General features: G+C 38.9%; 22 protein-coding genes and 1 pseudogene. 12 read left to right on the forward strand and 11 right to left on the reverse strand.

Going from position 1 to position 22,141, the window contains the following annotated elements:
* Positions 1-78: 78 nt before the first annotated feature.
* The 3 genes and pseudogenes from NSQ17_RS06210 (at position 79) to NSQ17_RS06220 (ending at position 2,362) form a co-directional block, all read left to right on the forward strand.
* On the forward strand, positions 79-648 hold the full coding sequence (locus tag NSQ17_RS06210) for a TetR/AcrR family transcriptional regulator (protein ID WP_144625989.1): 570 nt from the start codon (positions 79-81) through the stop codon (positions 646-648).
* A gap of 31 nt (positions 649-679) precedes the next feature.
* Positions 680-1,099 (forward strand): GNAT family N-acetyltransferase, encoded by a 420-nt coding sequence (locus NSQ17_RS06215; protein WP_342467960.1) that lies wholly within the window; start codon positions 680-682, stop codon positions 1,097-1,099.
* Positions 1,100-1,227: 128 nt separating this feature from the next.
* Positions 1,228-2,362 (forward strand): annotated as a pseudogene (locus NSQ17_RS06220) (Rap family tetratricopeptide repeat protein).
* Between the two features lie 791 nt (positions 2,363-3,153).
* Here the strand turns inward: NSQ17_RS06220 and NSQ17_RS06225 are convergent.
* Complete coding sequence (locus tag NSQ17_RS06225; RefSeq protein ID WP_024720168.1) at positions 3,154-3,417, reverse strand: hypothetical protein; 264 nt, start codon at positions 3,415-3,417, stop codon at positions 3,154-3,156.
* 251 nt (positions 3,418-3,668) lie between these two features.
* Between NSQ17_RS06225 and alr the strand changes: the two genes are divergently transcribed.
* A complete protein-coding gene (gene alr, locus NSQ17_RS06230) occupies positions 3,669-4,850 on the forward strand; it encodes an alanine racemase (RefSeq protein ID WP_024720169.1) in 1,182 nt (393 codons plus the stop codon).
* Positions 4,851-4,928: 78 nt separating this feature from the next.
* On the opposite strand, the gene NSQ17_RS06235 is transcribed toward alr, so the two are convergent.
* On the reverse strand, positions 4,929-6,041 hold the full coding sequence (locus tag NSQ17_RS06235) for an NAD(P)-dependent alcohol dehydrogenase (RefSeq protein ID WP_007498906.1): 1,113 nt from the start codon (positions 6,039-6,041) through the stop codon (positions 4,929-4,931).
* Between the two features lie 214 nt (positions 6,042-6,255).
* On the opposite strand from NSQ17_RS06235, the gene NSQ17_RS06240 reads away from it, so the two are divergent.
* The 4 genes from NSQ17_RS06240 to hag (NSQ17_RS06255) all read left to right on the forward strand — a co-directional run bounded on the left by NSQ17_RS06240 (position 6,256) and on the right by hag (NSQ17_RS06255) (position 10,772).
* Positions 6,256-6,870, forward strand: a complete 615-nt coding sequence (locus tag NSQ17_RS06240; RefSeq protein WP_165378831.1) for a TetR/AcrR family transcriptional regulator — start codon at positions 6,256-6,258, stop codon at positions 6,868-6,870.
* 133 nt (positions 6,871-7,003) lie between these two features.
* A complete protein-coding gene (locus NSQ17_RS06245; protein WP_342467961.1) occupies positions 7,004-8,476 on the forward strand; it encodes a kelch repeat-containing protein in 1,473 nt (490 codons plus the stop codon).
* A 225-nt stretch (positions 8,477-8,701) separates the two neighbouring features.
* On the forward strand, positions 8,702-9,568 hold the full coding sequence (gene hag / locus NSQ17_RS06250) for a flagellin Hag (protein WP_159159571.1): 867 nt from the start codon (positions 8,702-8,704) through the stop codon (positions 9,566-9,568).
* Positions 9,569-9,851: 283 nt separating this feature from the next.
* The gene (gene hag / locus NSQ17_RS06255; RefSeq protein WP_041092274.1) at positions 9,852-10,772 is read left to right on the forward strand and encodes a flagellin Hag; all 921 of its coding nucleotides are present in this window, start codon (positions 9,852-9,854) and stop codon (positions 10,770-10,772) included.
* Between the two features lie 28 nt (positions 10,773-10,800).
* Here the strand turns inward: hag (NSQ17_RS06255) and NSQ17_RS06260 are convergent, their stop codons facing one another.
* A complete protein-coding gene (locus NSQ17_RS06260; protein WP_342467962.1) occupies positions 10,801-12,270 on the reverse strand; it encodes an FAD-dependent monooxygenase in 1,470 nt (489 codons plus the stop codon).
* A 221-nt stretch (positions 12,271-12,491) separates the two neighbouring features.
* Between NSQ17_RS06260 and NSQ17_RS06265 the strand changes: the two genes are divergently transcribed.
* Positions 12,492-13,316 carry a methyl-accepting chemotaxis protein gene (locus NSQ17_RS06265; RefSeq protein WP_342467963.1) on the forward strand — a complete coding sequence of 275 codons (825 nt, stop codon included), beginning with the start codon at positions 12,492-12,494 and terminating at the stop codon, positions 13,314-13,316.
* A gap of 39 nt (positions 13,317-13,355) precedes the next feature.
* On the opposite strand, the gene NSQ17_RS06270 is transcribed toward NSQ17_RS06265, so the two are convergent.
* Positions 13,356-13,727, reverse strand: a complete 372-nt coding sequence (locus NSQ17_RS06270; protein WP_047945589.1) for a DUF5412 domain-containing protein — start codon at positions 13,725-13,727, stop codon at positions 13,356-13,358.
* Positions 13,728-13,971: 244 nt separating this feature from the next.
* Here NSQ17_RS06270 and NSQ17_RS06275 point away from each other — a divergent pair, with 244 nt between their 5' ends.
* Positions 13,972-14,595 (forward strand): poly-gamma-glutamate hydrolase family protein, encoded by a 624-nt coding sequence (locus NSQ17_RS06275; RefSeq protein WP_024719586.1) that lies wholly within the window; start codon positions 13,972-13,974, stop codon positions 14,593-14,595.
* Here the strand turns inward: NSQ17_RS06275 and NSQ17_RS06280 are convergent.
* Entirely contained in the window at positions 14,586-15,170 is a 585-nt protein-coding gene (locus tag NSQ17_RS06280) for an ImmA/IrrE family metallo-endopeptidase (RefSeq protein WP_041507425.1), read from the reverse strand. The genes NSQ17_RS06275 and NSQ17_RS06280 overlap by 10 nt on opposite strands.
* Before the next feature lie 311 nt (positions 15,171-15,481).
* Between NSQ17_RS06280 and NSQ17_RS06285 the strand changes: the two genes are divergently transcribed.
* The gene (locus NSQ17_RS06285) at positions 15,482-16,381 is read left to right on the forward strand and encodes an N-acetylmuramoyl-L-alanine amidase (RefSeq protein ID WP_017359601.1); all 900 of its coding nucleotides are present in this window, start codon (positions 15,482-15,484) and stop codon (positions 16,379-16,381) included.
* Here the strand turns inward: NSQ17_RS06285 and NSQ17_RS06290 are convergent.
* The 6 genes from NSQ17_RS06290 to NSQ17_RS06315 all read right to left on the reverse strand — a co-directional run bounded on the left by NSQ17_RS06290 (position 16,370) and on the right by NSQ17_RS06315 (position 19,958).
* On the reverse strand, positions 16,370-16,501 hold the full coding sequence (locus tag NSQ17_RS06290; protein ID WP_256734188.1) for a hypothetical protein: 132 nt from the start codon (positions 16,499-16,501) through the stop codon (positions 16,370-16,372). The genes NSQ17_RS06285 and NSQ17_RS06290 overlap by 12 nt on opposite strands.
* Positions 16,502-16,600: 99 nt before the next feature.
* On the reverse strand, positions 16,601-16,777 hold the full coding sequence (locus NSQ17_RS06295) for a type II toxin-antitoxin system SpoIISB family antitoxin (RefSeq protein ID WP_008346289.1): 177 nt from the start codon (positions 16,775-16,777) through the stop codon (positions 16,601-16,603).
* Entirely contained in the window at positions 16,746-17,516 is a 771-nt protein-coding gene (locus NSQ17_RS06300) for a type II toxin-antitoxin system SpoIISA family toxin (RefSeq protein WP_024719591.1), read from the reverse strand. Before NSQ17_RS06300 ends, NSQ17_RS06295 begins: the two co-directional genes overlap by 32 nt.
* Positions 17,517-17,661: 145 nt before the next feature.
* On the reverse strand, positions 17,662-18,660 hold the full coding sequence (locus NSQ17_RS06305) for an inorganic phosphate transporter (RefSeq protein ID WP_024719592.1): 999 nt from the start codon (positions 18,658-18,660) through the stop codon (positions 17,662-17,664).
* A gap of 15 nt (positions 18,661-18,675) precedes the next feature.
* Entirely contained in the window at positions 18,676-19,293 is a 618-nt protein-coding gene (locus NSQ17_RS06310; protein WP_017359157.1) for a DUF47 domain-containing protein, read from the reverse strand.
* A 206-nt stretch (positions 19,294-19,499) separates the two neighbouring features.
* Complete coding sequence (locus NSQ17_RS06315) at positions 19,500-19,958, reverse strand: ASCH domain-containing protein (RefSeq protein ID WP_335352879.1); 459 nt, start codon at positions 19,956-19,958, stop codon at positions 19,500-19,502.
* Positions 19,959-20,185: 227 nt separating this feature from the next.
* Between NSQ17_RS06315 and ggt the strand changes: the two genes are divergently transcribed.
* On the forward strand, positions 20,186-21,940 hold the full coding sequence (gene ggt, locus NSQ17_RS06320) for a gamma-glutamyltransferase (protein WP_335352766.1): 1,755 nt from the start codon (positions 20,186-20,188) through the stop codon (positions 21,938-21,940).
* The last annotated feature ends 201 nt before the right edge of the window (positions 21,941-22,141 follow it).

Raw genomic sequence — 22,141 nt, forward strand, 5'->3', positions numbered from 1 at the left:
TGACACATGATAATATGATGGATATAATATTTTGATAAATACACTTAGATGAGTTAAAAGGAAGGAGGGGGAAAGAGGATGCCTTATCCGAAAGGTCATAAGTCAAAAGTGAGAGAGCAGATCATCGCTAGTGCTGCACGAGCATTTCGAACAAATGGCGTCCGTAATATCAGTTTGCCATACATTATGAAAGGAGCAGGTCTAACTCATGGAGGGTTTTACGCTCACTTTAAGAACAAGGATCAGTTGGTGATAGAGACTTTTCATTTTGCTATTACTGATACGATCAAGATGCTACAAAGTGTTGCAGACAAGAAGGCAGATCAGCCTCGAATTCAGACGATCATTGAATTTTATTTAAGTACCGTTCACCGTGATCAGACGGAAGTCGGCTGTATACTGCCTGCACTGGCAGGGGAGATTGCTCAATTATCGCAAGAGGTACGGAAAGCTTATACCGATGAATTGAAACGGTTTATGGCGTTTATAGCCGATACGGGAAACATAGATCTCTCTAAGAGTTACGCACTAGTAAGCAGCATGATTGGTACAATTGCTCTTGCGCGTGCTGTCAATGACTCGCAGTTCAGTGATCAATTGTTATTTGCAGGCAGAACACAGGCAAAACACATTTTAGAAGCGAATTAACATTCAAATGAAAAACAAAGGAGATGTTGCGATGTTCATTAGAGAAGCAAGCATAGAAGATTATCCACAATTAAGACAAATCTATGTAGAATCCCGACGTCAGAGCTTTCACTGGCTCAATACAGAAGAAATCAAACTGCAAGATTTTGATCAAGATACGCAGGAAGAGCAAATTTTCTTAGCTGAGGAGAGCAATAAAATCCTTGGATTCATCTCATTATATGTACCAGATCGTTTTATTCATCTCTTGTTTGTACATCCAGAAGCTGTTGGTCAAGGGGCTGGCGATCTGTTGCTGAAACATGCGATCAAAGTGCTCGGAACACCAGTCACCCTCAAATGTGTATCCGAAAATCACAAAGCTTTGTCTTTTTATCAAAAAAGAGGATGGAAGGCTGTTGTAGAGGAAGGGGAACCTGGGGCGAAGTACTGGGTGCTTATTTATGAATAGAAGTCATGTTATCTATCATTCACACGGCCCTTTATAGGGCTTTTTTGCGGTTTGTTTTCAGTGTCGAATGATTCATAAAATGATAATATATGTCATTATAGGGAAAATAGAGGGAGGAGTAGGGGTGGATGAAAAAAGTACTTTCTTCTCACGTCGGCTTGAAAATCAATGAATGGTATTATCACATTCAAAGATTTAATGTTCCTGATGCCGAGGCGTATAAAGAAGAAATCAAATCGATGCTTGATGATATGGAAGAAAATCAGGATCTATTATTATATTTCTCACTCATGGAGTTCAGACATAAATTAATGCTAGATTACTTGGATCCTTTAGAAAATGGGAAAGAACGAGCGAACTTCAGGGAACTTGCAGTGAAGATAAAAAAAGATCAAGAGAAATTAACAGGATTGCTAGAATATTACTTCAATTTTTTCTACGGCATGTATGAATTTGAGAACTACGAATACTTAAATGCGATTACCTTCTATAAGCGGGCAGAAAAAAAAGTTAACCCTTGTAAGTGACGATATTGAACGTGCCGAGTTCAATTACAAAATGGCTGAAATCTATTACCACATGAAACAAACCCACATGTCCATGCACCATATCGCACAGGCGATAGAATGTTACCGAGAAAAAGATACATACACAGTTAGAGAAATTCAATGTTCTTTTGTCATTGGCTTAAACTATATCGATATGGGTTGTCCCGAAAAAGCCATTCCACATTTTGAACGCGCACTAGAACAAGTTGCCGATCACTCAACAAAAAGATTAGAAGGGTCAGCGCTCTATAATTTAGGGTTGAGCTATTTTCATCATGGTGACCTAGCACAAGCAATTATTCACTTTAATGACTCGATTCGAGCATTTAAAGAGCGGGGCTACGAGCATTTAAATCGGATTTTAGACCCTCTCGTGATGTTGTCAAAAGCCTATTTTAAAAAGAACGAACAGGATTTAGGTACGTATGCTTTGCATAGCGGAATAGAACTATCTGAAAAACTGAAAGATCATGTGCTGTTACGTATCTTTACGTTTTTAAAATCACTATACGTTGACAACAATTTTGAACAACTAGAACAAATTTCAGAATGGTTAGAGATGAAGTCCATGTATCCTGACCTTGAAGACTTAGCAAAAGATGCCGCAAAATATTATAATGAATTGGGAGATAAAGACAAGGCAATGCTGTTTTATGAAAAAATTCTTTATTTCCAAGTTCAAGTAAAGCGGGGTGACTGTCTATATGAAATTTAAAACTGTATCCATTGTATTCGTGGTGATGAGTGTGATAAGTGTTGTGAGTTATTTCACATCTGAAGTTACAGCAAGTCATGATGAAGCTAGGAGAGGTCATACAGCAAGTATCGGTTATTCTGCTTAGTAAAAGGCCCTTAAAGGGCTTTTTACTTTAAAATGGAATTTATGCAATGGATAAAGTATATTTTTCACATAAAATATACTGAGGAGGAAGTAAAATGACAATGTTAAAATCCAAATGATTTCGAAGGATTTTCATTATATTCTTTGCTTTAACCTTTATGATTAGCCTGTTAAATATGGCTGTATTTCCAGGGACGCCAGTGTCTTATTATGTTGGTCTGATTTGTAAGATGTTGTTAATCAGTTTGTTAAATGGTATGTTTTTCGGCACAATCTTCTATTTGATTGTCACCTTTCTTATCGCTAAAGATTTTAATCAAAATCAATAGTTAACAAAGCATTCATGAATCTAACATTCTGATTGGAAGGCAGGCAGTATAAGCCGATGCTAGAACAACAAAGATTCAAAAGTTCTCAAGTCTCATTTTTCATTCGCAAAACTCCACTACAAACTCATTCAAAATTTGAATTGCCAATGTTAAATTTCTCTTTCACCTTTATATCGATTCAATGTTGAATGTTGTTAATAATATGAGAATAGCTAGAAAAGTGTACCACATGAAAAATGATTACTAGGGGGATCACAATTTCATGTGAGGCCTCTAAGTAAGTGAAGTAAAAAAATCTGCCCTAATAAAGGGGGCAGATTTTTTTGCATTTTTACATTATTCGTAAACATAACAAGTGCCGCTTATAACAGTGACACATTCATAAGTATTAGAGTAAGACTTACCATTCGAATCTCTAAAGAAAACGGTGACGGTTGCTACTCCACTGCTATTGTAGCCATTCCATTGATATTGATAGCCATCATACTTGTCCCTAATAGGGATTAAATTCGAAGCGGCATCAGCAGGAATTGCAGAGAACATTAAAGCACCAGTGAAGAGAGTAGCTCCCACTATTTTTTTCATTTTTCCCTTAAACATTAAAACATCTCCCTTTTCCTTATTTTTCTATTAAACCAATGTTTAACAGATGCTTATAAGAATAGCACGTCTAGTAGGAGAAAGATGTCAAAAAATGTCTAAATAAATAAAAATTCAAAAAATATACATATTTAGGAATTATTTGTTTTTGGCATGATTGAATGTTTTTTGCTAAAAATGAATAAAGATAGACTACGCATAAAAGCGAACATGGATAAAGGGATGATTAAATTGATTAGGAGGAGAAATACATGCAAAAGCTTTGCAGGGAAGTCTGGATCGAAGTCAATCTTGATGCGATTAAAAGAAATATCGAAGCGATTCAAGCGCATATTCCAAGAAAAAGTAAGATCATGGCTGTCGTGAAGGCGAATGCTTATGGACACGGTTCAGTGGAGGTAGCGCGGCAGGCACTAGAAAGCGGTGCGACAGAACTTGCAGTTGCTAGCTTAGAGGAAGGCATTGTGCTGCGAAGAGCAAAAATTGAAGCGCCGATTTTGGTTCTTGGATTTACACCGCTCGATTGTGTGAAAAGGGCCGCAGCCTGGAGAATTGATCTCTCCGGCCTTCGAGAAGACTGGATTGCTCAAGCAAATGAGATCTTAGCGGAAGAAGAAAGCCAGCGCCGGCTTGGGATTCATGTCAATGTTGACACGGGGATGGGACGACTAGGTGTACGGACGAAGGAAGAGCTGTTAGGAGTGGTGGAAGCCCTTGAAAAGAGTGAAAACCTGAGGTGGGATGGAATATTTACGCATTTCTCCACTGCGGATGAGCCTGACCCTGATTTCACGTTGCTGCAGCACAGCATCTTCATTGATTTTCTTCGGTTTTTGAAAGAAGAAGGGATCAAACTGCCGACCGTACATATGAACAATACAGCTGCTTCGATTGCGTTTCCTGAATTTAGCGCCGATATGATCCGGCTTGGTATCGGACTTTATGGATTGTATCCCTCGCAATACATTAAAAGCTTAGACGCTGTTCAGCTAGAGCCCGCTCTCAGTTTAAAAGCAAGGATTGCGTTCGTGAAGAAAATGGTGACAAAGCCAAGAACGGTCAGCTATGGGGCAACCTATGTGGCAAAGCCTGACGAAGTCATTGCAACCATACCGATTGGTTATGCAGATGGGTACTCACGTGCTTTATCCAATCGAGGGTTTATGCTTTTCCGCGGAGAACGAATGCCAATTGCGGGCCGAGTCACAATGGATATGACGATGATCAGCTTAGGAGAGATGAAAGCAAAGCAAGGCGAGGAAGTCGTCATTTATGGCCGTCAAAAGGGCGGAGAAATTTCTGTTGATGAAATTGCTGAAATGCTCAATACGATTAACTATGAAGTCATTGCAACATTAAGCCGCCGTGTTCCAAGGTTTTATCGTCGAGGCGGGAAGATTATTAAAATATCGACGCCGGTGATGTATGTGTGAAGGAAAGGACAGCATGAAAGTCCAAAAATCCCCCTTTATATGGAAAGGGGGATTTTGAGTTTCATGTCTTATTTCGGCTTAAGCTCGATACTCTTTATCTAAAATAAGAATTGGTTTAATCGTAGATCCATTTTTAGAATCTTCAAAAGCTTGTTCAATCTCTTCTAATTCGTAGAATTTTGCTAGTTTCTCAACTGGGAATTGTCCATTTTTAAAGAACTTGACTAGTTTAGGAATGAATAGTTGAGGAACGGCATCGCCTTCTATCACACCTTTTAACGTGAGCGCATTGAGCATGAGATCATTTGTGACATTAAACGTTAAATCGCGTTTTCCTACTGCTACTGTTGCACAAGTTCCTTTGACACGCAGGCAGTGAAGGGCAGCTAGCGTGACTTCTGGTACTCCAGTTGTTTCAAATGAGTAATGTGCCCCTTTTCCTTCTGTGATTTCCTTCACTTTTTCAGCTGGGTTCTCATGTTTACTGTTGATGACATGTGTTGCACCTAATTCTTTTGCTAGCTCAAGGCGGCTATCATGGATATCAACGGCAATAATCGGATCACAGCCTGCAATTTTTGCTGCCATTAACCCACTTAAACCAACAGCGCCTGTACCGAACACAACAAAGCTTGTACCTGGAGCTGGAGCAAGTGAATTTAAGACAGTACCGCTCCCAGTCATTAAGCCGCAACCGAATGGTCCTAAATAACGTAAATCAGTTTCTTTGTCTACTTTCACCACATTTTTCTCATCAACCGTTGCATATGTACCAAATGACGATTGACCAAAAAATTGTGATACATCTTGATGATCATGTGTATGGATAGGCGTTTCATTATGTTTATTACGACCAGAAAAATTCAGTGGAATCATGTTTTCACATCCACCAGCGTTCCCGTCAAGACAATTATGGCAATGACCGCAATAAGCGAAACCAAGTACAACGTGGTCTCCTTCTTGAACGGTTGTGACATTAGAACCTGCTTTTACGACAATGCCAGAGCCTTCATGTCCTAATAAAGCAGGACGTGGGACAGGAAGCGTGCCATCTAATACTGTGGCATCCGTATGACAAACGCCAGATGCAACGATTTTGACAAGCACTTCATCTGCTTTTGGATCATCTAGTAATAGTGTTTGTTTCTCGAAATCTTTTTCATTTGTTGTGACCATCGCTTGAATTTCCATATCATGTGCCCTCACTTTTTGTATAGTATGATATTCTGAAGAAAGGTTAGATCAAAAGTCACAAAAAATTCATTTCTTTATGACTAAGTTGATTGTAGGACGAAAGATTTTCCGTTTCAATCAGCAAAAAATCTTTTTTGTATAGGTTTTCAACACAAATAAATTTATGTATATCTAATCAACATTTATTAAAAAGTGTCTAAAGGAGGGGCCCATGATCAAAAAAGAGGATCGCCGTGTTGAGCGAACAAAAGAAACACTTCGTCAAACATTCAAAATACTAGTAAAAGAAAAAGGATATTCGCACGTAAAAGTGAAGGATATTGTGGAAAAGGCAAACTATAATCGGACGACGTTTTATGTGCATTATGAAAGTAAAGATGAATTAGCAGCAGATGTTATTCACCGGGAAATGGTAGATTTCGAATATGAATTTTGTAAGCCGACTCGTGAAAATCCACTGTTGGATTTAACTCGCATGAAACCAGAAGGCACTGATGTATTTCAATATATCGTTGAAAATCGCGACTATTATGATTTATTAGTGATGGAAGACCGAATTCCCCACATACAAGAACAATTGCTTAAGAAAATACAATATATCTTCAAAAATAGAATGTCATTTGTGAGTGATCAGTATGCAGAAATCAACGACAGTTATTTTGTCCAGTATCGTTCATACGGAATCTTTGGTTTTATCATTGAATGGATCAGAAATGACTACAATGCATCTCCTTCAGAAATGGCACGCCGCATTATCAATTTATTATATATTCAATCCTCACTTATGATTCAGTTGAAAGATGAAGAAGCGATTATGAAAAGGTAATGCTTAGGCCGCATCTCTAGCGCACAACATTTTGAATGTATATAAAGTTTTATTTAAAACTTCTTTAAATTGTAAACTTTGTAAAAAATAGAACGATAAAAGGAGGGAACATAACGAGTTGGAGGAATAGAAAATGAAAAAAAGGTTTTTATTATTTATCACGGTACTCCTATTAATGAGTACTCTTAGTCCATTTAAAGCAAATGCAGAAAATTCAATTGGATGGACGAAACGAGCTGATTTACCAGAAGAACGTATTAATGCTGGTGTGGGCGTTGTTGATGGGAAAATTTATGTATTTGGTGGAGCTAGTGAAAAAAATAAGTTAAATAACCAAACATTTATGTATGATCCAAAAAAAGATGTTTGGGAAGAGAAAGCCAGTATGCCAAGAAATAGAACAGGCGGTACTTACGCTACTGTAGGTAAAAAAATCTATCTAATAGGTGGAATTAATGAAGAGACAGAAGTAGCTTATAACACTATAGATATTTATGATGCAGAACTTGATCAGTGGGCTGAAGAGCCGATTCGAATTCCAAGAGAGCCGGTTTTTTCAGCTTATAGTAAAGGAACTTTACAAGCAGTTGCAGTGAAAGAGAAGATATATATTGTATCTTCAAAAAACTCATATAAGAATAATGTCTATGAATACAATACAGTCTCTGGTGAATGGAAGAGCTTGAACTCATCGGGTTTACCATCTCGGAATGGGAGAGCCATTTCTGCAATTGACGGAAATATATATGTTGCAGGTGGCGAAAATTCGATAGGGCATAGTAGAGAAAAGTATTTGTTTCAGTATGATATTTCAACAGATACTTGGAAGAGATTAATTGATGTTCAGTTAACATCTTATACATATGAACCCTCCTATGAAACTTACAACGGCAAGTTCTTTATTATTGGTGGGCAATTATATGGTGATAGTTCAAAAAATATGGTAAATAAAGTTCAGATTTTCAATCCAAAAGATGGCCAATTTAAAAATTCAGCATATGATTTACCAGAAGGTAGAGTATCAGCTGTCGCAGCAATTGTTGATGACCAATTGTATGTCATTGGCGGACGTAACTATTCGGAATCTATGAGACATCTTTCTGTGAAAAGTGATTACAGATCCGTGATTTCTATTTCATTAAAAGACTTACAAGTGACTGAGGACGAAACAAAGCCGGATGATGGGATAGCAGAAGACCCAAAGGATCAAGACGGGACACAGCCAGGTGATGATACAACAGAAGAACCGAAAGATCAGGACGGGACACAGCCAGGTGATGATACAACAGAAGAACCGAAAGATCAGGACGGGACACAGCCAGGTGACGGCACAACAGAAGAGCCGAAAGACCAAGATGGAACAAAACCAGGAGAAGAAACTGTAAAAGGTATACTTTCCATTACCATGATCAATGGGTTACAAAAGGATTATCTGCTCTCAATGAAAGAAATCAACGATTTTCTTAATTGGTATAAAGAAAGAAGCTTTGGAATCGGAATAAACTTTTATGAGATCAATGATGAACACAATAAAGGACCTTTCACAAGTAAGAAAGATTACGTGGTGTACCAAAATATCTTAATGTTTGATATCAAGCAATATTAATAAAATGAAAGCTGCTGATAATAGATTAGCAGCTTTTTATATTTTACATTATTGTTAAAATTAGGATGAACATCATAAAAAAATAAGATATTTTTTTAAAAATCTGCTAAACATCCCATAACCACGTCCGATAATAGAATTGTCAGGGTTGATAAGCCCTAGAATAAAGGACTTTTTTCAGACAAGGACGTCTGTCAGGTCCCACATACATGGAGGTAATAGGAAATGAGAATTAACCACAATATCGCAGCACTTAACACTTTAAACCGTTTGTCTGCAAACAACAGTGCGAGCCAAAAGAACATGGAGAAACTTTCTTCTGGTCTTAAAATCAACCGTGCTGGAGATGACGCAGCAGGTCTTGCAATCTCTGAAAAAATGCGTGGACAAATCCGCGGATTAGAAATGGCTTCTAAAAACGCACAAGACGGTATCTCTCTTATCCAAATCGCTGAAGGTGCATTGACTGAAACTCACTCAATTCTTCAACGTGTTCGTGAACTTGTTGTTCAAGCTGGAAACACAGGTACACAAGATGATACAGATCTAAGTTCAATTCAAGAAGAAATCAAAGCTTTAATTGAAGAAGTCGGTGGAGAAACTGGAAGTAAAGGTATTGCTGATCGTACTCAATTCAACGGTAAAGACCTTTTAGATGGTTCTTTTGCTAGTGGTACAGCTGATTTAGTATTCCAAATTGGAGCTAATGGTGGCCAACAACTGACTGTAAACATTGACAGCATGAAAGCAGCTGATTTAGGAAGTGCGACAGTAAAAATCAGTGATATTGATGTAACTGCTTTCGCAACTACATCTTTTGATAACCAACTTGCTGGAATTGATGAAGCTATCAACCAAGTATCAACTCAACGTGCTAAACTAGGTGCGGTTCAAAACCGTCTAGAGCACACAATCAACAACCTTGGTGCTTCTTCTGAAAACTTAACAGCTGCTGAGTCTCGTATCCGTGACGTTGACATGGCGAAAGAAATGAGTGAGTTCACTAAGAACAACATTCTTTCTCAAGCTTCTCAAGCAATGCTTGCACAAGCGAACCAACAGCCACAAAACGTACTTCAATTACTACGTTAATGAAAGGCCCCTTAATGGGGCTTTTTTTTATGCTCTTTTTTCTCCTTCTCTTCACTTGTGATTCTTTAATCCCTCTATTAAATCATGAAAAACGACCTTTAAATTTGGCATACTCTAGCGAAACGATCATATTGAATGAGACTTTTCCCTTATTTATTCCTTTTTTGTTAAACATATTCCATTAAAGTTCGATAAATGGATTGTAAGGCTTACAGAAAAATTCTAATTTAGAACTTTTAGACATGGATGTCTAATTGGTTCAAACACATGGAGGTCATTTAATATGAGAATTAACCACAATATCGCAGCACTTAACACATTGAATCGTCTTTCTACTAACAACGGTTCAAGCCAAAAGAACATGGAGAAACTTTCTTCTGGTCTTCGCATTAATCGCGCAGGGGATGACGCAGCAGGTCTTGCGATCTCTGAAAAAATGAGAAGTCAAATCCGTGGTCTAGAAATGGCTACTAAAAACTCTCAAGATGGTATCTCTCTTATTCAAACGGCTGAAGGCGCATTGACTGAATCTCATGCGATACTTCAACGTATTCGTGAACTTGTTGTTCAAGCTGGGAACACAGGTACACAGCAGGAAGAAGATTTAGCATCCATTCAAGATGAAATCTCAAACTTGCAAGATGAGATTACAAGTATTTCTACTCGTACAGAGTTTAACGGGAAGAAATTATTAGATGGAACTTATTCGTCTAAGGGTGCTGATGACGGTGGTGAGGCACAAAGCCTTGTATTCCAAATTGGTGCAAACGCAACACAACAAATTACACTTAACATTGAAAACATGGGTGCTTCAGTTTTAGGTACAGATGGGACGGCTGAAGGTGAAGATGGAGCCGGTTCTGTTGCTGGAATCGATGTGACAAAATTTATTAGTGCAAGTGGTGAAGATGGCGAGGAAGCTGCTGGATTTGATGCACAACTTGGTATTATTGAAACAGCTATTAAGCAAGTGTCTGCTCAGCGATCTAAGCTTGGTGCAGTCCAAAACCGTCTAGAGCACACAATCAACAACCTTAGCGCTTCTGCTGAAAACTTAACAGCTGCTGAGTCTCGTATTCGTGACGTTGATATGGCGAAAGAAATGAGTGAGTTCACTAAGAACAACATTCTTTCTCAAGCTTCTCAAGCAATGCTTGCACAAGCGAACCAACAGCCACAAAACGTACTTCAATTATTACGTTAATTAAAAGCCCCCTTTGAGGGGCTTTTTTTTATGTTGATTTTAGCAACAGATGTAATTGAAAATCTGGAACAGCTTCATAGAAGAAAGCTCGATTTAATTCATCATTTTTTTGATCCCACCTATGCCACCAGTTGCGGACCTCACCAGTGGAGTCAGCTTGAATCATGTCTTGCAGCTGCTCTAGGTTGATGATTTTTCTCGGTTCTATTAAGAATGAATGCATACGATGATACGCCTCAAGGCATTTAGGTTGTTTTGTTTGAACGGCATATTTTACATAATAATTGAAAAATTCTTGTACAAATGTCAGATGGGAAATGGGGGTTCCTTTTAACTCGACGCCTTCCCATGCCATATCCGCAATTGCACAAAGCCACCAGCCAAGCTCATTGGCATGCTGCATTTGTTGTAAGGTATGCCGTTCAAAAGAAATAAGCCCATCTTCTTGTGCTTGTTTGAGCATACGCTCAAGTGTCTGTGCCTCAAGAGCTGCCTTTGTCATTCCCTGACCATGTATTGGATCTAATGTGCATAAGGCATCACCCATGACCAATAAGCCGCTTGGCCAATCTTCCATTTGTTCATAGTGGTTTCTGACACAAGCCGGAACTCTAAATCCTTTTGGTTTCGTATAGGGAATTAAATGAGTGATGGCTTCTGCTATCGAGGGATTGGTCAGCCTAGCGGTCTCTACATCAAACTGATCAGCGTCCGTTGTTGGATAATGAGAGCCGCCAGCTGCTGAGAGAAGAACCGCTGCTAAATCATGATCTACACGTTCAAACAGTCCTGTTGGAATTTTTTTATTTGGCTGTCCAACGATGACCATTGGTTCTAGGTTCGGTGCCTCAGATGGTATTTGGTAGTATCTTGTGCTATAGCCAAGAGACACGATTAGCTCATCTGTCTGCGGCAAGGTTCGTCCTGCGCTTTTCAGCCATTTTGGCAATTTAGACATTCTTCCAGACGTATCAATGACTAAGTCCGCACTCATTTTGTTGATGATTCCAGGCTTTATTCTCCGATCTTTGACCTGTAATCCACTTACTTTAGTCGTTTCTTCTTCAAAAAGAAGAGCGATCGCTTCATGTTTTTCTAAAAATTGAACACGATCCTCACGTAACATTCTTTGCATCAGCACCCACTCTAGCATGGCACGTCGTGTGACAGCTGTTTCTTCAGTATCGGTGAGTACTAACTCGCCATCTTTTGTCATAAATCGAGATGTCTGATGCCATGTGTTGTACCCGCCCATTTCGAGTAATTCTTTTGTATAACCAGGAAATAGACGTTCCACTATTTGTTTGCCTAGTGGCAACATTCTATGTGGATGAAAAGCTTGAGGCGTGCCAAGACGATTTTCAGGAGCGTCTGGCAATTCGTCCTTTTCAATGATCAATACTTCAAGGTAAAAACTTGATAAAACCTTTGCAGCGAGCATTCCCGTTATTCCGCCTCCGATGACGATCGCCCGCTCATACTTCATGGGTTGTGTCACAACATGCGCCTCCAGTGAATATATAAAATGGTTACATGACCATTTCATCATATGTTGATTTTCTAAGTATAGCAAATTCTCGTTTTTTTGAATATAGAAAGGAATTGGCATACTTTTTACTCGTAAATATGAAAAAAACTTCAATCTTGATCATTATTTTTAAAAAATAATAATCAAATTTAAGAGGAATGACCGATAAATACATTAAGGGGGTAGAGAAGATGGATATACTACAGAGTATTGTAACAGCAGCACCTTATATGATGAAGATTTTAAAAGATGAAGTGACGATGGGGGTCATTGATCGGGAAAAATTCTTGCTGTATTTGCCATCAAAAGATGTGGATTTTCAAATACGGACAGGAGATCCCATTAAACCAGATGATCAGAATATGAAAAATGCGCTTAGAGGCGAAACATCAAGTACATTTGTACCTGAATCGGTGTATGGGGCGCCTTTAAATGCAATGGGATTGCCGATTTTCGATGAAAATCAACAAGTCATTGGTGCAATCGCTTTAGGTTTTCCGCTTAAAAATCAAATAGAACTTGAGGCGTATATGGAGTCATTGAACGACATCATTCAAAGTATTCAAGAAAAAGTACATGTGGTGGCGGCTCATTCAGAAGAGCTCTCTGCGACAAGTGAGGAAATGACATTCCAAACACAGCAAACACTTGAAAGTTCGAAAAAAACTTCAGATATTACAAAAATGATCAAAGGTATCTCTAAGCAAACGAGTTTGCTAGGGTTGAATGCTTCAATTGAAGCGGCCAGGGCAGGGAAAGAGGGAGCTGGTTTTAGTGTGGTAGCGAGCGAGGTTCAAAAGCTCTCAAGCGAAACCTCACGTGCAACAGAAAACATAGAAAGCTCATTGCAAGGGATTTCCTCTAATATACATACGTTACTTGAGAGTATGGGGCATATGAAAGGGTCATCTTCAGAACAGGCTTTATTAGTGACGGAGTTTAGTGAAATTGTAGACAGGTTGACGACGGTTAGCAAAGAAATGAAAGAATTTATGCAAAAGGTGATGTCAACGTAAAAAACGAATCCAAAAAGGGTTCGTTTTTTTGTTGGCTCGTTATTTTCTATTTTTCTGATCAAAGCGATAATCGTATGTTTCACCTTTGACCACATTTAAAAACTCATGTCCAATTTGAACGAGCTGTGCATTTTTCCATTTGATCAGAGGATCTTTATCAGGGTACTTCCAGTAGATTGTTTTTTTGTGATGGGTGAGTTTGTTTTCAATTTCTGCTCTGACCGCATTCTCTTTTAGCTTTCCTCCGCTATGTCGATATGTGTTAATGGTATAGGTTCCATCAGGTGATGATATCGAGCGAATGAATGTTCCGTGAGACACGCCTTGAAGAGAGAAGCATTTCCAGTAAATAATTCCGGCGAAGCTAAGACATAAGATGGCAAGGATGATGGTGGTTTTCTTTTTAAACATGAATTCCTCCAGGTGTAGATCGCAATATTCTAATATATGAGAGAGATTACAAAAAGATTCATATAGTCCAAAAGTTCTATTCGTTTCAATTATCGGTCATTTTTTCTCAACATTCAACAGTTAGCCCGTAAAGATAAGGAAAATTTAAGGATGCATTCAGATCACACTGGTTATTCGAAAACACTTTACAAAAGAATTTGCGATCAGTAGACTTATGCTCATATAGAGAAATGGGGCAGATGGAATGAATCAAATCATAGATACGTATCAAAATTATGAAGAGCTTTCCGCTCATGAAAGAAAAGGGATCGACTATCAGATTCTTCATCAGCGGAAAGGGGATCAGCTTCTCGTCCTGTCACCTCATGCGGGAGGAATTGAATCTGGCGTGAGCGAGCTGGTCCATGAAGTAGCAACCGATTATTCTATGTATTTATTCGAGGGCCTTAAAGTGAAAGGCAATCATGTTCTTCATATTACGAGCACACGTTTTGATGAGCCGATTTGTCTTTCTCAAGTGCATACACATCATTATACGTTTGCACTCCACGGCTATGGAGAAACAGACGTCCTACAAACTTTAGTTGGCGGTACCGACAGGGAAAAAGCTGCTGAAACAGTGAAGTATCTCACACAAAATGGCTTCCATGCCTTACTTTTATCTGAATCGGATCAATTTGCTGGAACACATCCTCAAAATATTAATAATCAATGCCTCACAGGAAAAAGTGTTCAAATTGAAATTAGCCAAGCTCAGAGAAGAGCTTTCTTTCAAGACTTTAGGCGGAGCCGTAGGCGTGATACACAAACCGAACAATTTTATCAATACACAAATGTACTGAAACAAGTGTTAAGCCTTTATGAATAAACTTCTGACGTCACGTGTGCAGACGCTTTTGTTTGATACGCAGCTTCATTTTCTGCGACCTTGCCTGCTCTCATTAAATAAGAAGTGAATTCTTTTTGAAATTGAATGCCGGCTCTTCGCTGTTCAAATAGAGCAAGCCGTTTTTCAGCAAAATCCCGAGTGACATGAAATGTTTGAGCAATATGCAAAATGGCTTGCTGCCTAAGGTTTGGGAGCGTCATTTGCAGCAGCATAAAAGTCGGAACACAAAAGTGATACATGAATTGTTTTGCTTGAAACTCTTGCAGTTCTCGAAAGAGCTTGTGCATGTTAAAGTGGTTGCCTGTATGCTTCAGCACATGACAAAGCTCGTGGGCGAAATCCTGCCACTGTTCTTCTGACGATAAGGCTCTGTTTAAAATAATACTGTAAAGACCTTGATGTTTGATCATCATGCTGCCAGTATCCTCGTAGTGTACCCATACATGAAATTCAGCGGCGATCCTATGCATGTCTACATAGGCAGGACCGCTTATTTGCAGTTGAGTGTATAACCGTTTAATATCTTCTTCTAAATGGGTTAAAAAATAAGTCATGTCAAAACCTCCATACAAACGTATGTTCTATTTTTGCCGTAAAAGAAAAGTCCATATAGGACTAAATGGCTAATAAAGCTATCGCTTACTTTTTATATCGGCTTGTTTTTAACAATTTTAACATAAAATCAAAGAAAATTGGAAGTTTTTCCTGTTTTTTATTCTATTTTTTTATATTTTACAAAGATAAAACGGCGATTGAATTCAAATTTTACCATAGTCTTATGACGAAAACAAACAAATTTGTCTTACGTTTGCCACCGATTGATGAGCAAGATCAAACATCAATTTAACAAAAAGGAGTGCAAAACATGGTACAAATTTATCAAGATTTTATTCCAGTTGGAAACGGAAATCGGCCAGGATATGCTATGACGCCGCTTTATGTAACTGTGCATAACACAGCCAATACATCTAAGGGAGCTGACGCAAAAAGTCACGCGGCATATGTCAAACGCTCAACAACAGAGGTAAGCTGGCACTTTACAGTGGATGACAAGGAAATTTTTCAGCATCTCCCTTTAAATGAAAATGGATGGCATGCTGGGGATGGACATGGAGATGGCAACCGAAAATCGATTGGCATTGAAATTTGTGAAAATGAGGATGGAAACTTTCAACAAGCTGTCAAACATGCCCAGTGGCTTATTCAAAAGCTTTTAAAAGAACATGGCATTCCATTAGCAAATGTGGTGACGCATCAGCATTGGTCAGGAAAAACATGTCCACGTCTGCTGCTAGCTACATGGGATGAATTTAAAAGAGGAATTGAGACTGCAGGTGATCCGGAAACAGTTATCACATATGTGGTGAAAAGCGGGGATACGCTAACGAGTATTGCCAAAGCCCATGGTGTCACGGTGAGTGATTTACAGACATGGAATCAGATTAGTGACCCAAACATGATTCGAGTTGGACAAGTTCTCAAGATTTATCATGCAGAAGAAAAGCTCAGTTATGAACTGCCGGATGGGGTGTTAAAGGTGACATCACCTCTGACAAAGGGGGAGCATGTACGTCTCGTCCAAAAAGCGCTTGCTGCTGTGTATTTTTATCCTGATAAAACAGCTGTAGATAAGGGCATTGATGGCGTTTATGGGGAAAAAACAGCCAATGCCGTCGCGCGATTTCAACTGATGAATGGTCTAACAAGTGATGGAGTATACGGTCCTAAAACAAAAGTGAAGTTGCTTCAACTATTAAATCAGTGAGTCTTTCTTTTTGGCCGCTTGAATGACGGCTACACTTTTTTCGTGTAATCGGCAGACATAAGGGGATGGCTTAAATTCAGCAAACTGAACATACCTCAATTGTTTAAGTTTCTTTTTCATATTGGCACCTCAATCGTTGCAGCAGTTGGTTTTATTGTATGCAAGTAGATGTGAAAACGGAAGTAGGACGCGGATGAAGTTCCGCGTCCTTTAGTGTAATCAAGCTTTTTTATTTTTATACTCATCTAGGAGCTGTTCATTCTTTTTGAAAATACGCTCCGTATGGGGACTTACTTTGTAATCAGCCATACTAATATGGCGCTTTTTCTTTAAAATCTTAAATGGGTTTTTCTTGCGATTGTTATTATCCCCTTGAAGTGCGTGTTCCATCTTCATCACCTTCCTCTTCGTCAGGCAAGATTAGGTCATAAATCGTTGTAAGTGAAGTCATTAATAAATAGTCGAATTCAGTGACAATTTCCTCAGAGGTCAGCTTAATCACAAAGTGTGCATCCGCTACTGAAAACGGGATGAGAACCAATTTGCCGAAATCATCGTAATACACTTCCTGCCTGTCAAGCTTTGCTTGAATGAGCGCTCTCTGATCAAGTGTCCGCAGCAGGTCATCTTTTTGCTCCTGCGTATCATAAGGACAAAGAACTGCTTGAATATTCATTTTTTCTGCAAAAGAATAGATCAGTCGTTCAATTCCCTCTATATATGCTTCTATACTTCCATAATATACATGGATCGGTTCGTTTTTCAATAGGTATTGGTACGTTTTTAGTTTATTGAGGTAAGAATGAAGCAAGTCGTTATTTTGTTCTAGGAGTTGATGGGTGTCGGTTTCAAGTTCATGATTTCCGAGTTTTTTAATATAGGAGCTGAGGAAAATAAAGGCATCAGTTAATGCGAAAAAAACAGCAATAATCAGGTAGTGCATCCAATCGGTGAAGATTGAAGAAGGGTCATTTGTCCAGTACACAACAGCACCCGCTACATAAATCCAATACCACGTTTTACGAATCGCAAACATCTTTTCTTTTACTTTTTGTTCAAAGCGCCATACCGCAAATACATATACAGCAAGAGCACCTAGCAATAACCAAACAGTCAATTGAAAAAATAATAGCATGTTCTTCTCTCCCATAGACAGATGGATACTTATTTATTTCTATGGATATGTTTGGAAACCCTGCTTCATGAAAAAATGGCTTGCAGAAAAAGACCATTTGAGGATGCAAACAAATAAAAAAGACCTGTTAGACAGGTCTTTTAAATTAAAGAATCGCATTTAACACAAAGTATATAAGTGCCCCTAGAGTTCCCGAAATCGGTAATGTGATCACCCAAGTGACAAGCATACGTTTTGCCGTACCCCAGTTAACTCCTTTTACTCTATGTGCAGAACCTACACCTAGAATAGAAGATGAGATCACGTGAGTGGTACTAACCGGTAAGTGAATAAATGTTGCACCGAAGATAATAGCTGCACCCGTTAAGTCTGCAGATACTCCGTTTACTGGACGAATCTTCATGATTTTACCGCCGACTGTTTTAATAATCTTCCAGCCGCCAATAGACGTACCTAGTCCCATTGCAAGCGCACAAGAGAATTGTACCCAGAAAGGAATGTCGTCTGTTGTATGCAAATTACCTGCAATTAAAGCCATCGTAATAATTCCCATCGCTTTTTGCGCATCGTTTGTTCCGTGGGTATACGATTGCAGTGCAGCCGTTAAAATTTGAACACGTCGGAATTGTTTATTTGTTTTTGCGAGATTGTTGTTTCGGAATAAAATTTTGATAATGGTATACACGATATATCCCAAAACAAAAGCCAGGATAGGTGAAAGCAATAGTGCTTGAATGATTTTAATGAATCCCGAATAGTTTAAAGCGCCAAAACCAGCGGAGGCAATAACAGCTCCTGCAATTGACCCGATCAGTGCGTGTGAAGAACTACTCGGAATCCCGTAATACCAAGTAAGCAAGTTCCAAGTAATGGCTGCAATTAAAGCAGCCAAAATGACGACAGATCCGTTTTGAAGTGTAAAAGGATCTGCGATGTCTTTTGTAATGGACTTTGCCACACCTGTAAATGTCATTGCTCCTAAGAAGTTCATAAACGCTGCCATAATAATAGCATGTCTTGGCTTTAACGCCTTTGTTGAAACTGAAGTAGCAATGGCATTTGCTGTATCGTGGAATCCGTTAATGAAATCAAAAGCAAGTGCACAAATGACAATAAGTATGGTAAGGATGAGTAATGTATCCATGTTTAACTAACCCCGTTACGCATTCTTCATAATGATTGTTTCTAGATTGTTGGCAACACTTTGACAGGAATCTGCGATTTCTTCAAGTGTTTCGTAAATTTCTTTGTATTGAATGACCTTAATTGGGTCTGTTTCTTTTCCAAACAAGTTCTTTAGTGATTTGCGGTGAAGATTGTCACAATTATGCTCAATCTCTTTAATTTTGATTGCGTGCGGATGAATATCTTTCAAGCGATTATCAGCCAGTAATTCAATAGTCGTTAAAATTTCTTTCGCACATTCTCTGATGTAGTGGCTGAATTTGTCGATATGTTCGTCAGAGCTTGTAATTGAATAAATTTCTAAAGTTGCTGAAAAATGCTCAATGCCGTCTAAAACATCGTCGAGGCTATTCGTCAATTGAAGAATGTCTTCACGTTCAATCGGTGTAATAAAGGCTTTGTTCAGCTCTTTAATCATGGTATGAACATGATTATCACCTTTTGTCTCATATTCCTTCAATGTGTCAGAAAATTCTTTCAGAGTGGTTTGATTTGTTACTTTATAGCTAACAAAATACTCAGCAGTTTCATCTAAATTTTTAGCAATTTCCGTTAACAAGACGGAAAACTTGTCTTTTTTCCTTTTTAACATGTAAAAACCCTCCATTGTATAAATGAGACAATGCACACATCAAATAATTATATATTCTTTTGTCGAAAAAAAACAGGTGTAGTCGAAAATTTCTTCACTTTTTCTATTTGATCTTATTCTGACCTAAAGATGTGATCTCAACTCACCTTTTTCAGAAAGGGGAAAAGAAAGCAAAAAAGCGGACCATTTTTGGCACCGCTTAAAAGTTAAGAAGCTGAATAAACAAGCTTAAATCGCTCACAAACAAGAAGCATATCTTCCTTAAATGTTAATCCGTACGGCTCAAGGGCTTCTGTGAAAAATTCTTCATGTTCTTTGTACCAATAGTCATATGAAAGATCGCCTTCACCTTCTGCTTTTGCAAATGATTCAGGAACCTCATTCATTGGCATGATATCTACTTGCGTGATCTCTATGATGGCTTTTGGTTCCTCCTGACTATCCAAAATGACCGCATATTGACCGGGTTTTGGAAGAGGCTCTCGTTCTTTTTCGTAAAAAAGGTATCCAGAACAAGTGGCTGTTTTTTTTCCTTGTTGTACAAGGTCAAGCAAGTGATCTGGATTTGCGCCAAATGCCCAAGCAGAAACAGAGGCGTGATCAGGAGTTTTTTCTGATTTTTCTTCCCAATAAGATTCCCAAAATAAAGTGCTTTTGTGGTTCATTCTTTTTCCCCCTTTGTTATGAGTTTATTATATCGTGAAGTTTCAAACTTGGAAAACGTATGTCTTTATTACTACGAGATGTGCATGTCATATGTTTTGAAAACATGTGTTTTGTTTGGCAGATATAGGATGATAGAATGAAAAATTTTGAAATTTTAGAATAATCTATTGTATTCTGGTCAAGAAGTCGGTAAGGTCAAAGTAAGAATATGGAAGGGGTGTTGTTCATGAAACGCATTTCTCTAACTGTTTTGTCCATATGTCTGTTTGTTTTCTCGTTTTTCCTGCCGGTCAGCCAAGTCACTGCAAACGAAACTCATGGGAATAAAGTAGCTGTTGGCAAAGATGGTATGGTGGCTACTGCACATCCGCTTGCATCGGAGATTGGTGCTGACGTATTGAAAAAAGGTGGGAACGCAGTGGATGCTGCTGTTGCCATTCAGTACGCACTTAACGTAACAGAGCCAATGATGTCTGGAATTGGCGGTGGCGGATTTATGATGGTTTATGATGGGAAGACAAAGGAAACATCCATCATCAATAGCAGAGAGCGAGCACCACAGGGCGCAACACCTGACATGTTTTTAACAGATGATGGAAAAGTGATTCCGTTTGCTGAGCGATCTACACATGGAAATGCGGTAGGTGTTCCAGGGACTGTAAAAGGTCTTGAAGCTGCATTAGATAAGTGGGGTACTCGTTCTATGAAGGAATTGATTGAGCCCTCCATTCACCTTGCAGGAGATGGTTTTGAAATTGATTCTGTCTTGGCAAAAGCGATTGATGATCACCAAGGAAAATTGAAAAAAACGGCCGCAGCGCCAATTTTTCTTCCAAATGATCAGCCGCTCGAAGAAGGAGATCTGCTTGTCCAGCCAGGTCTTGCAAAAACATTTAAACTCATTGCGAAAAAAGGAAGCAAAGCATTTTATGAAGGAAAAGTAGCGAAGGCACTTGCAAATACAGTTCAAGATTTTGGCGGGACGATGACTTCAAAAGATATCAAACGTTATGAAGTCAAGACTGACAAGCCAATCTGGGGAGACTATAAAGGATATCAGCTTGCAAGCATGCCTCCACCAAGCTCAGGCGGGGTGTTTATGCTACAAATTCTCAAAATACTTGACCATTTTAACCTGTCTCAGTATGACCCCAAATCATTCGAAAAATATCAGCTGCTTGCTGAAACAATGCACCTCTCCTATGCTGACAGAGCCGCATATGCCGGCGACCCCGAATTCGTAGATGTTCCACTAAAAGGACTACTAGACGATGATTACATTTCAGAAAGAGCCTCTCTCATTCAATTAGATCAAATGAATCGCAGCCCGAAAGAAGGAGATCCTTGGGCATATGAGGATGAGAAAAATCCATCCCCAATTGTTCCTCAGCCAGAAGATAAAACCATTGGTGAGACGACCCATTTTACTGTTGCAGATCAGTGGGGAAATGTTGTGTCATTTACAACAACCATTGAACAATTATTTGGTACAGGGATTCTTGTTCCAGAGTATGGATTTTTCTTAAATAATGAACTGACAGATTTTGATGCAAGACCTGGCGGGGCAAATGAAGTCCAGCCCAATAAACGTCCGTTATCAAGTATGACTCCGACGATCATTTTTAAAGATGGAGAGCCTGTCATGACTGTTGGGTCTCCTGGTGGAACGACGATCATTGCTTCTGTTTCACAGACGATTCTCAATTTACTTGAATATGACATGGAGCTTCAGGATGCGGTAGAAGAGCCAAGAATCTACACAAACAGCTTAACTTCGTATCGTTATGAAGTAGGTGTCCCTCTAGATGTAAGAACAAAGTTAAATGATATGGGTCACCAGTTTGGCAGTTCCCCTATTGATATAGGGAATGTGCAAGCTTTACTGATTGATCGAAAAGCAGGGACATTTACTGGAGTAGCTGATTCTACGAGAAATGGAACTGCTGTAGGTGTCAATCTAAAGGTAGCTGCAGATCAATAGCATTTCCCTGGAAAAGAAGCGCCTCATCAAGAAGGCGTTTCTTTTTAGTTTTCATTAAAATAAAAACACAGTTGACACCTGTGAATAGTTTGAATAATATATAGACTAACATCAATCATACATAGCTGATCGGACAACCGAAGGCTCTTGGCATTGACGTACAGGACTTTTTTGTACTTCAATCGCTGAGGGCCTTTTTTG

It is taken from the genome of Bacillus sp. FSL W8-0629 (assembly GCF_038593225.1).
GTDB lineage: Bacteria > Bacillota > Bacilli > Bacillales > Bacillaceae > Bacillus > Bacillus altitudinis.

What these genes read in the sequence shown, in the direction of transcription:
- hag (WP_041092274.1), top strand. Translation starts at nt 9,852, where the DNA reads ATGAGAATTAACCACAATATCGCAGCACTTAACACATTGAATCGTCTT.
- NSQ17_RS06245 (WP_342467961.1), top strand. Translation starts at nt 7,004, where the DNA reads ATGAAAAAAAGGTTTTTATTATTTATCACGGTACTCCTATTAATGAGT.
- NSQ17_RS06280 (WP_041507425.1), bottom strand. Translation starts at nt 15,170, where the DNA reads ATGACTTATTTTTTAACCCATTTAGAAGAAGATATTAAACGGTTATAC.
- alr (WP_024720169.1), top strand. Translation starts at nt 3,669, where the DNA reads ATGCAAAAGCTTTGCAGGGAAGTCTGGATCGAAGTCAATCTTGATGCG.
- ggt (WP_335352766.1), top strand. Translation starts at nt 20,186, where the DNA reads ATGAAACGCATTTCTCTAACTGTTTTGTCCATATGTCTGTTTGTTTTC.
- NSQ17_RS06210 (WP_144625989.1), top strand. Translation starts at nt 79, where the DNA reads ATGCCTTATCCGAAAGGTCATAAGTCAAAAGTGAGAGAGCAGATCATC.
- NSQ17_RS06310 (WP_017359157.1), bottom strand. Translation starts at nt 19,293, where the DNA reads ATGTTAAAAAGGAAAAAAGACAAGTTTTCCGTCTTGTTAACGGAAATT.
- NSQ17_RS06290 (WP_256734188.1), bottom strand. Translation starts at nt 16,501, where the DNA reads ATGAAAAAGAAACTTAAACAATTGAGGTATGTTCAGTTTGCTGAATTT.
- NSQ17_RS06315 (WP_335352879.1), bottom strand. Translation starts at nt 19,958, where the DNA reads ATGAACCACAAAAGCACTTTATTTTGGGAATCTTATTGGGAAGAAAAA.
- NSQ17_RS06270 (WP_047945589.1), bottom strand. Translation starts at nt 13,727, where the DNA reads ATGTTTAAAAAGAAAACCACCATCATCCTTGCCATCTTATGTCTTAGC.
- NSQ17_RS06305 (WP_024719592.1), bottom strand. Translation starts at nt 18,660, where the DNA reads ATGGATACATTACTCATCCTTACCATACTTATTGTCATTTGTGCACTT.
- NSQ17_RS06300 (WP_024719591.1), bottom strand. Translation starts at nt 17,516, where the DNA reads ATGCTATTATTTTTTCAATTGACTGTTTGGTTATTGCTAGGTGCTCTT.
- NSQ17_RS06240 (WP_165378831.1), top strand. Translation starts at nt 6,256, where the DNA reads ATGATCAAAAAAGAGGATCGCCGTGTTGAGCGAACAAAAGAAACACTT.
- NSQ17_RS06285 (WP_017359601.1), top strand. Translation starts at nt 15,482, where the DNA reads ATGGTACAAATTTATCAAGATTTTATTCCAGTTGGAAACGGAAATCGG.
- hag (WP_159159571.1), top strand. Translation starts at nt 8,702, where the DNA reads ATGAGAATTAACCACAATATCGCAGCACTTAACACTTTAAACCGTTTG.
- NSQ17_RS06215 (WP_342467960.1), top strand. Translation starts at nt 680, where the DNA reads ATGTTCATTAGAGAAGCAAGCATAGAAGATTATCCACAATTAAGACAA.
- NSQ17_RS06225 (WP_024720168.1), bottom strand. Translation starts at nt 3,417, where the DNA reads ATGTTTAAGGGAAAAATGAAAAAAATAGTGGGAGCTACTCTCTTCACT.
- NSQ17_RS06235 (WP_007498906.1), bottom strand. Translation starts at nt 6,041, where the DNA reads ATGGAAATTCAAGCGATGGTCACAACAAATGAAAAAGATTTCGAGAAA.
- NSQ17_RS06265 (WP_342467963.1), top strand. Translation starts at nt 12,492, where the DNA reads ATGGATATACTACAGAGTATTGTAACAGCAGCACCTTATATGATGAAG.
- NSQ17_RS06275 (WP_024719586.1), top strand. Translation starts at nt 13,972, where the DNA reads ATGAATCAAATCATAGATACGTATCAAAATTATGAAGAGCTTTCCGCT.
- NSQ17_RS06295 (WP_008346289.1), bottom strand. Translation starts at nt 16,777, where the DNA reads ATGAAGATGGAACACGCACTTCAAGGGGATAATAACAATCGCAAGAAA.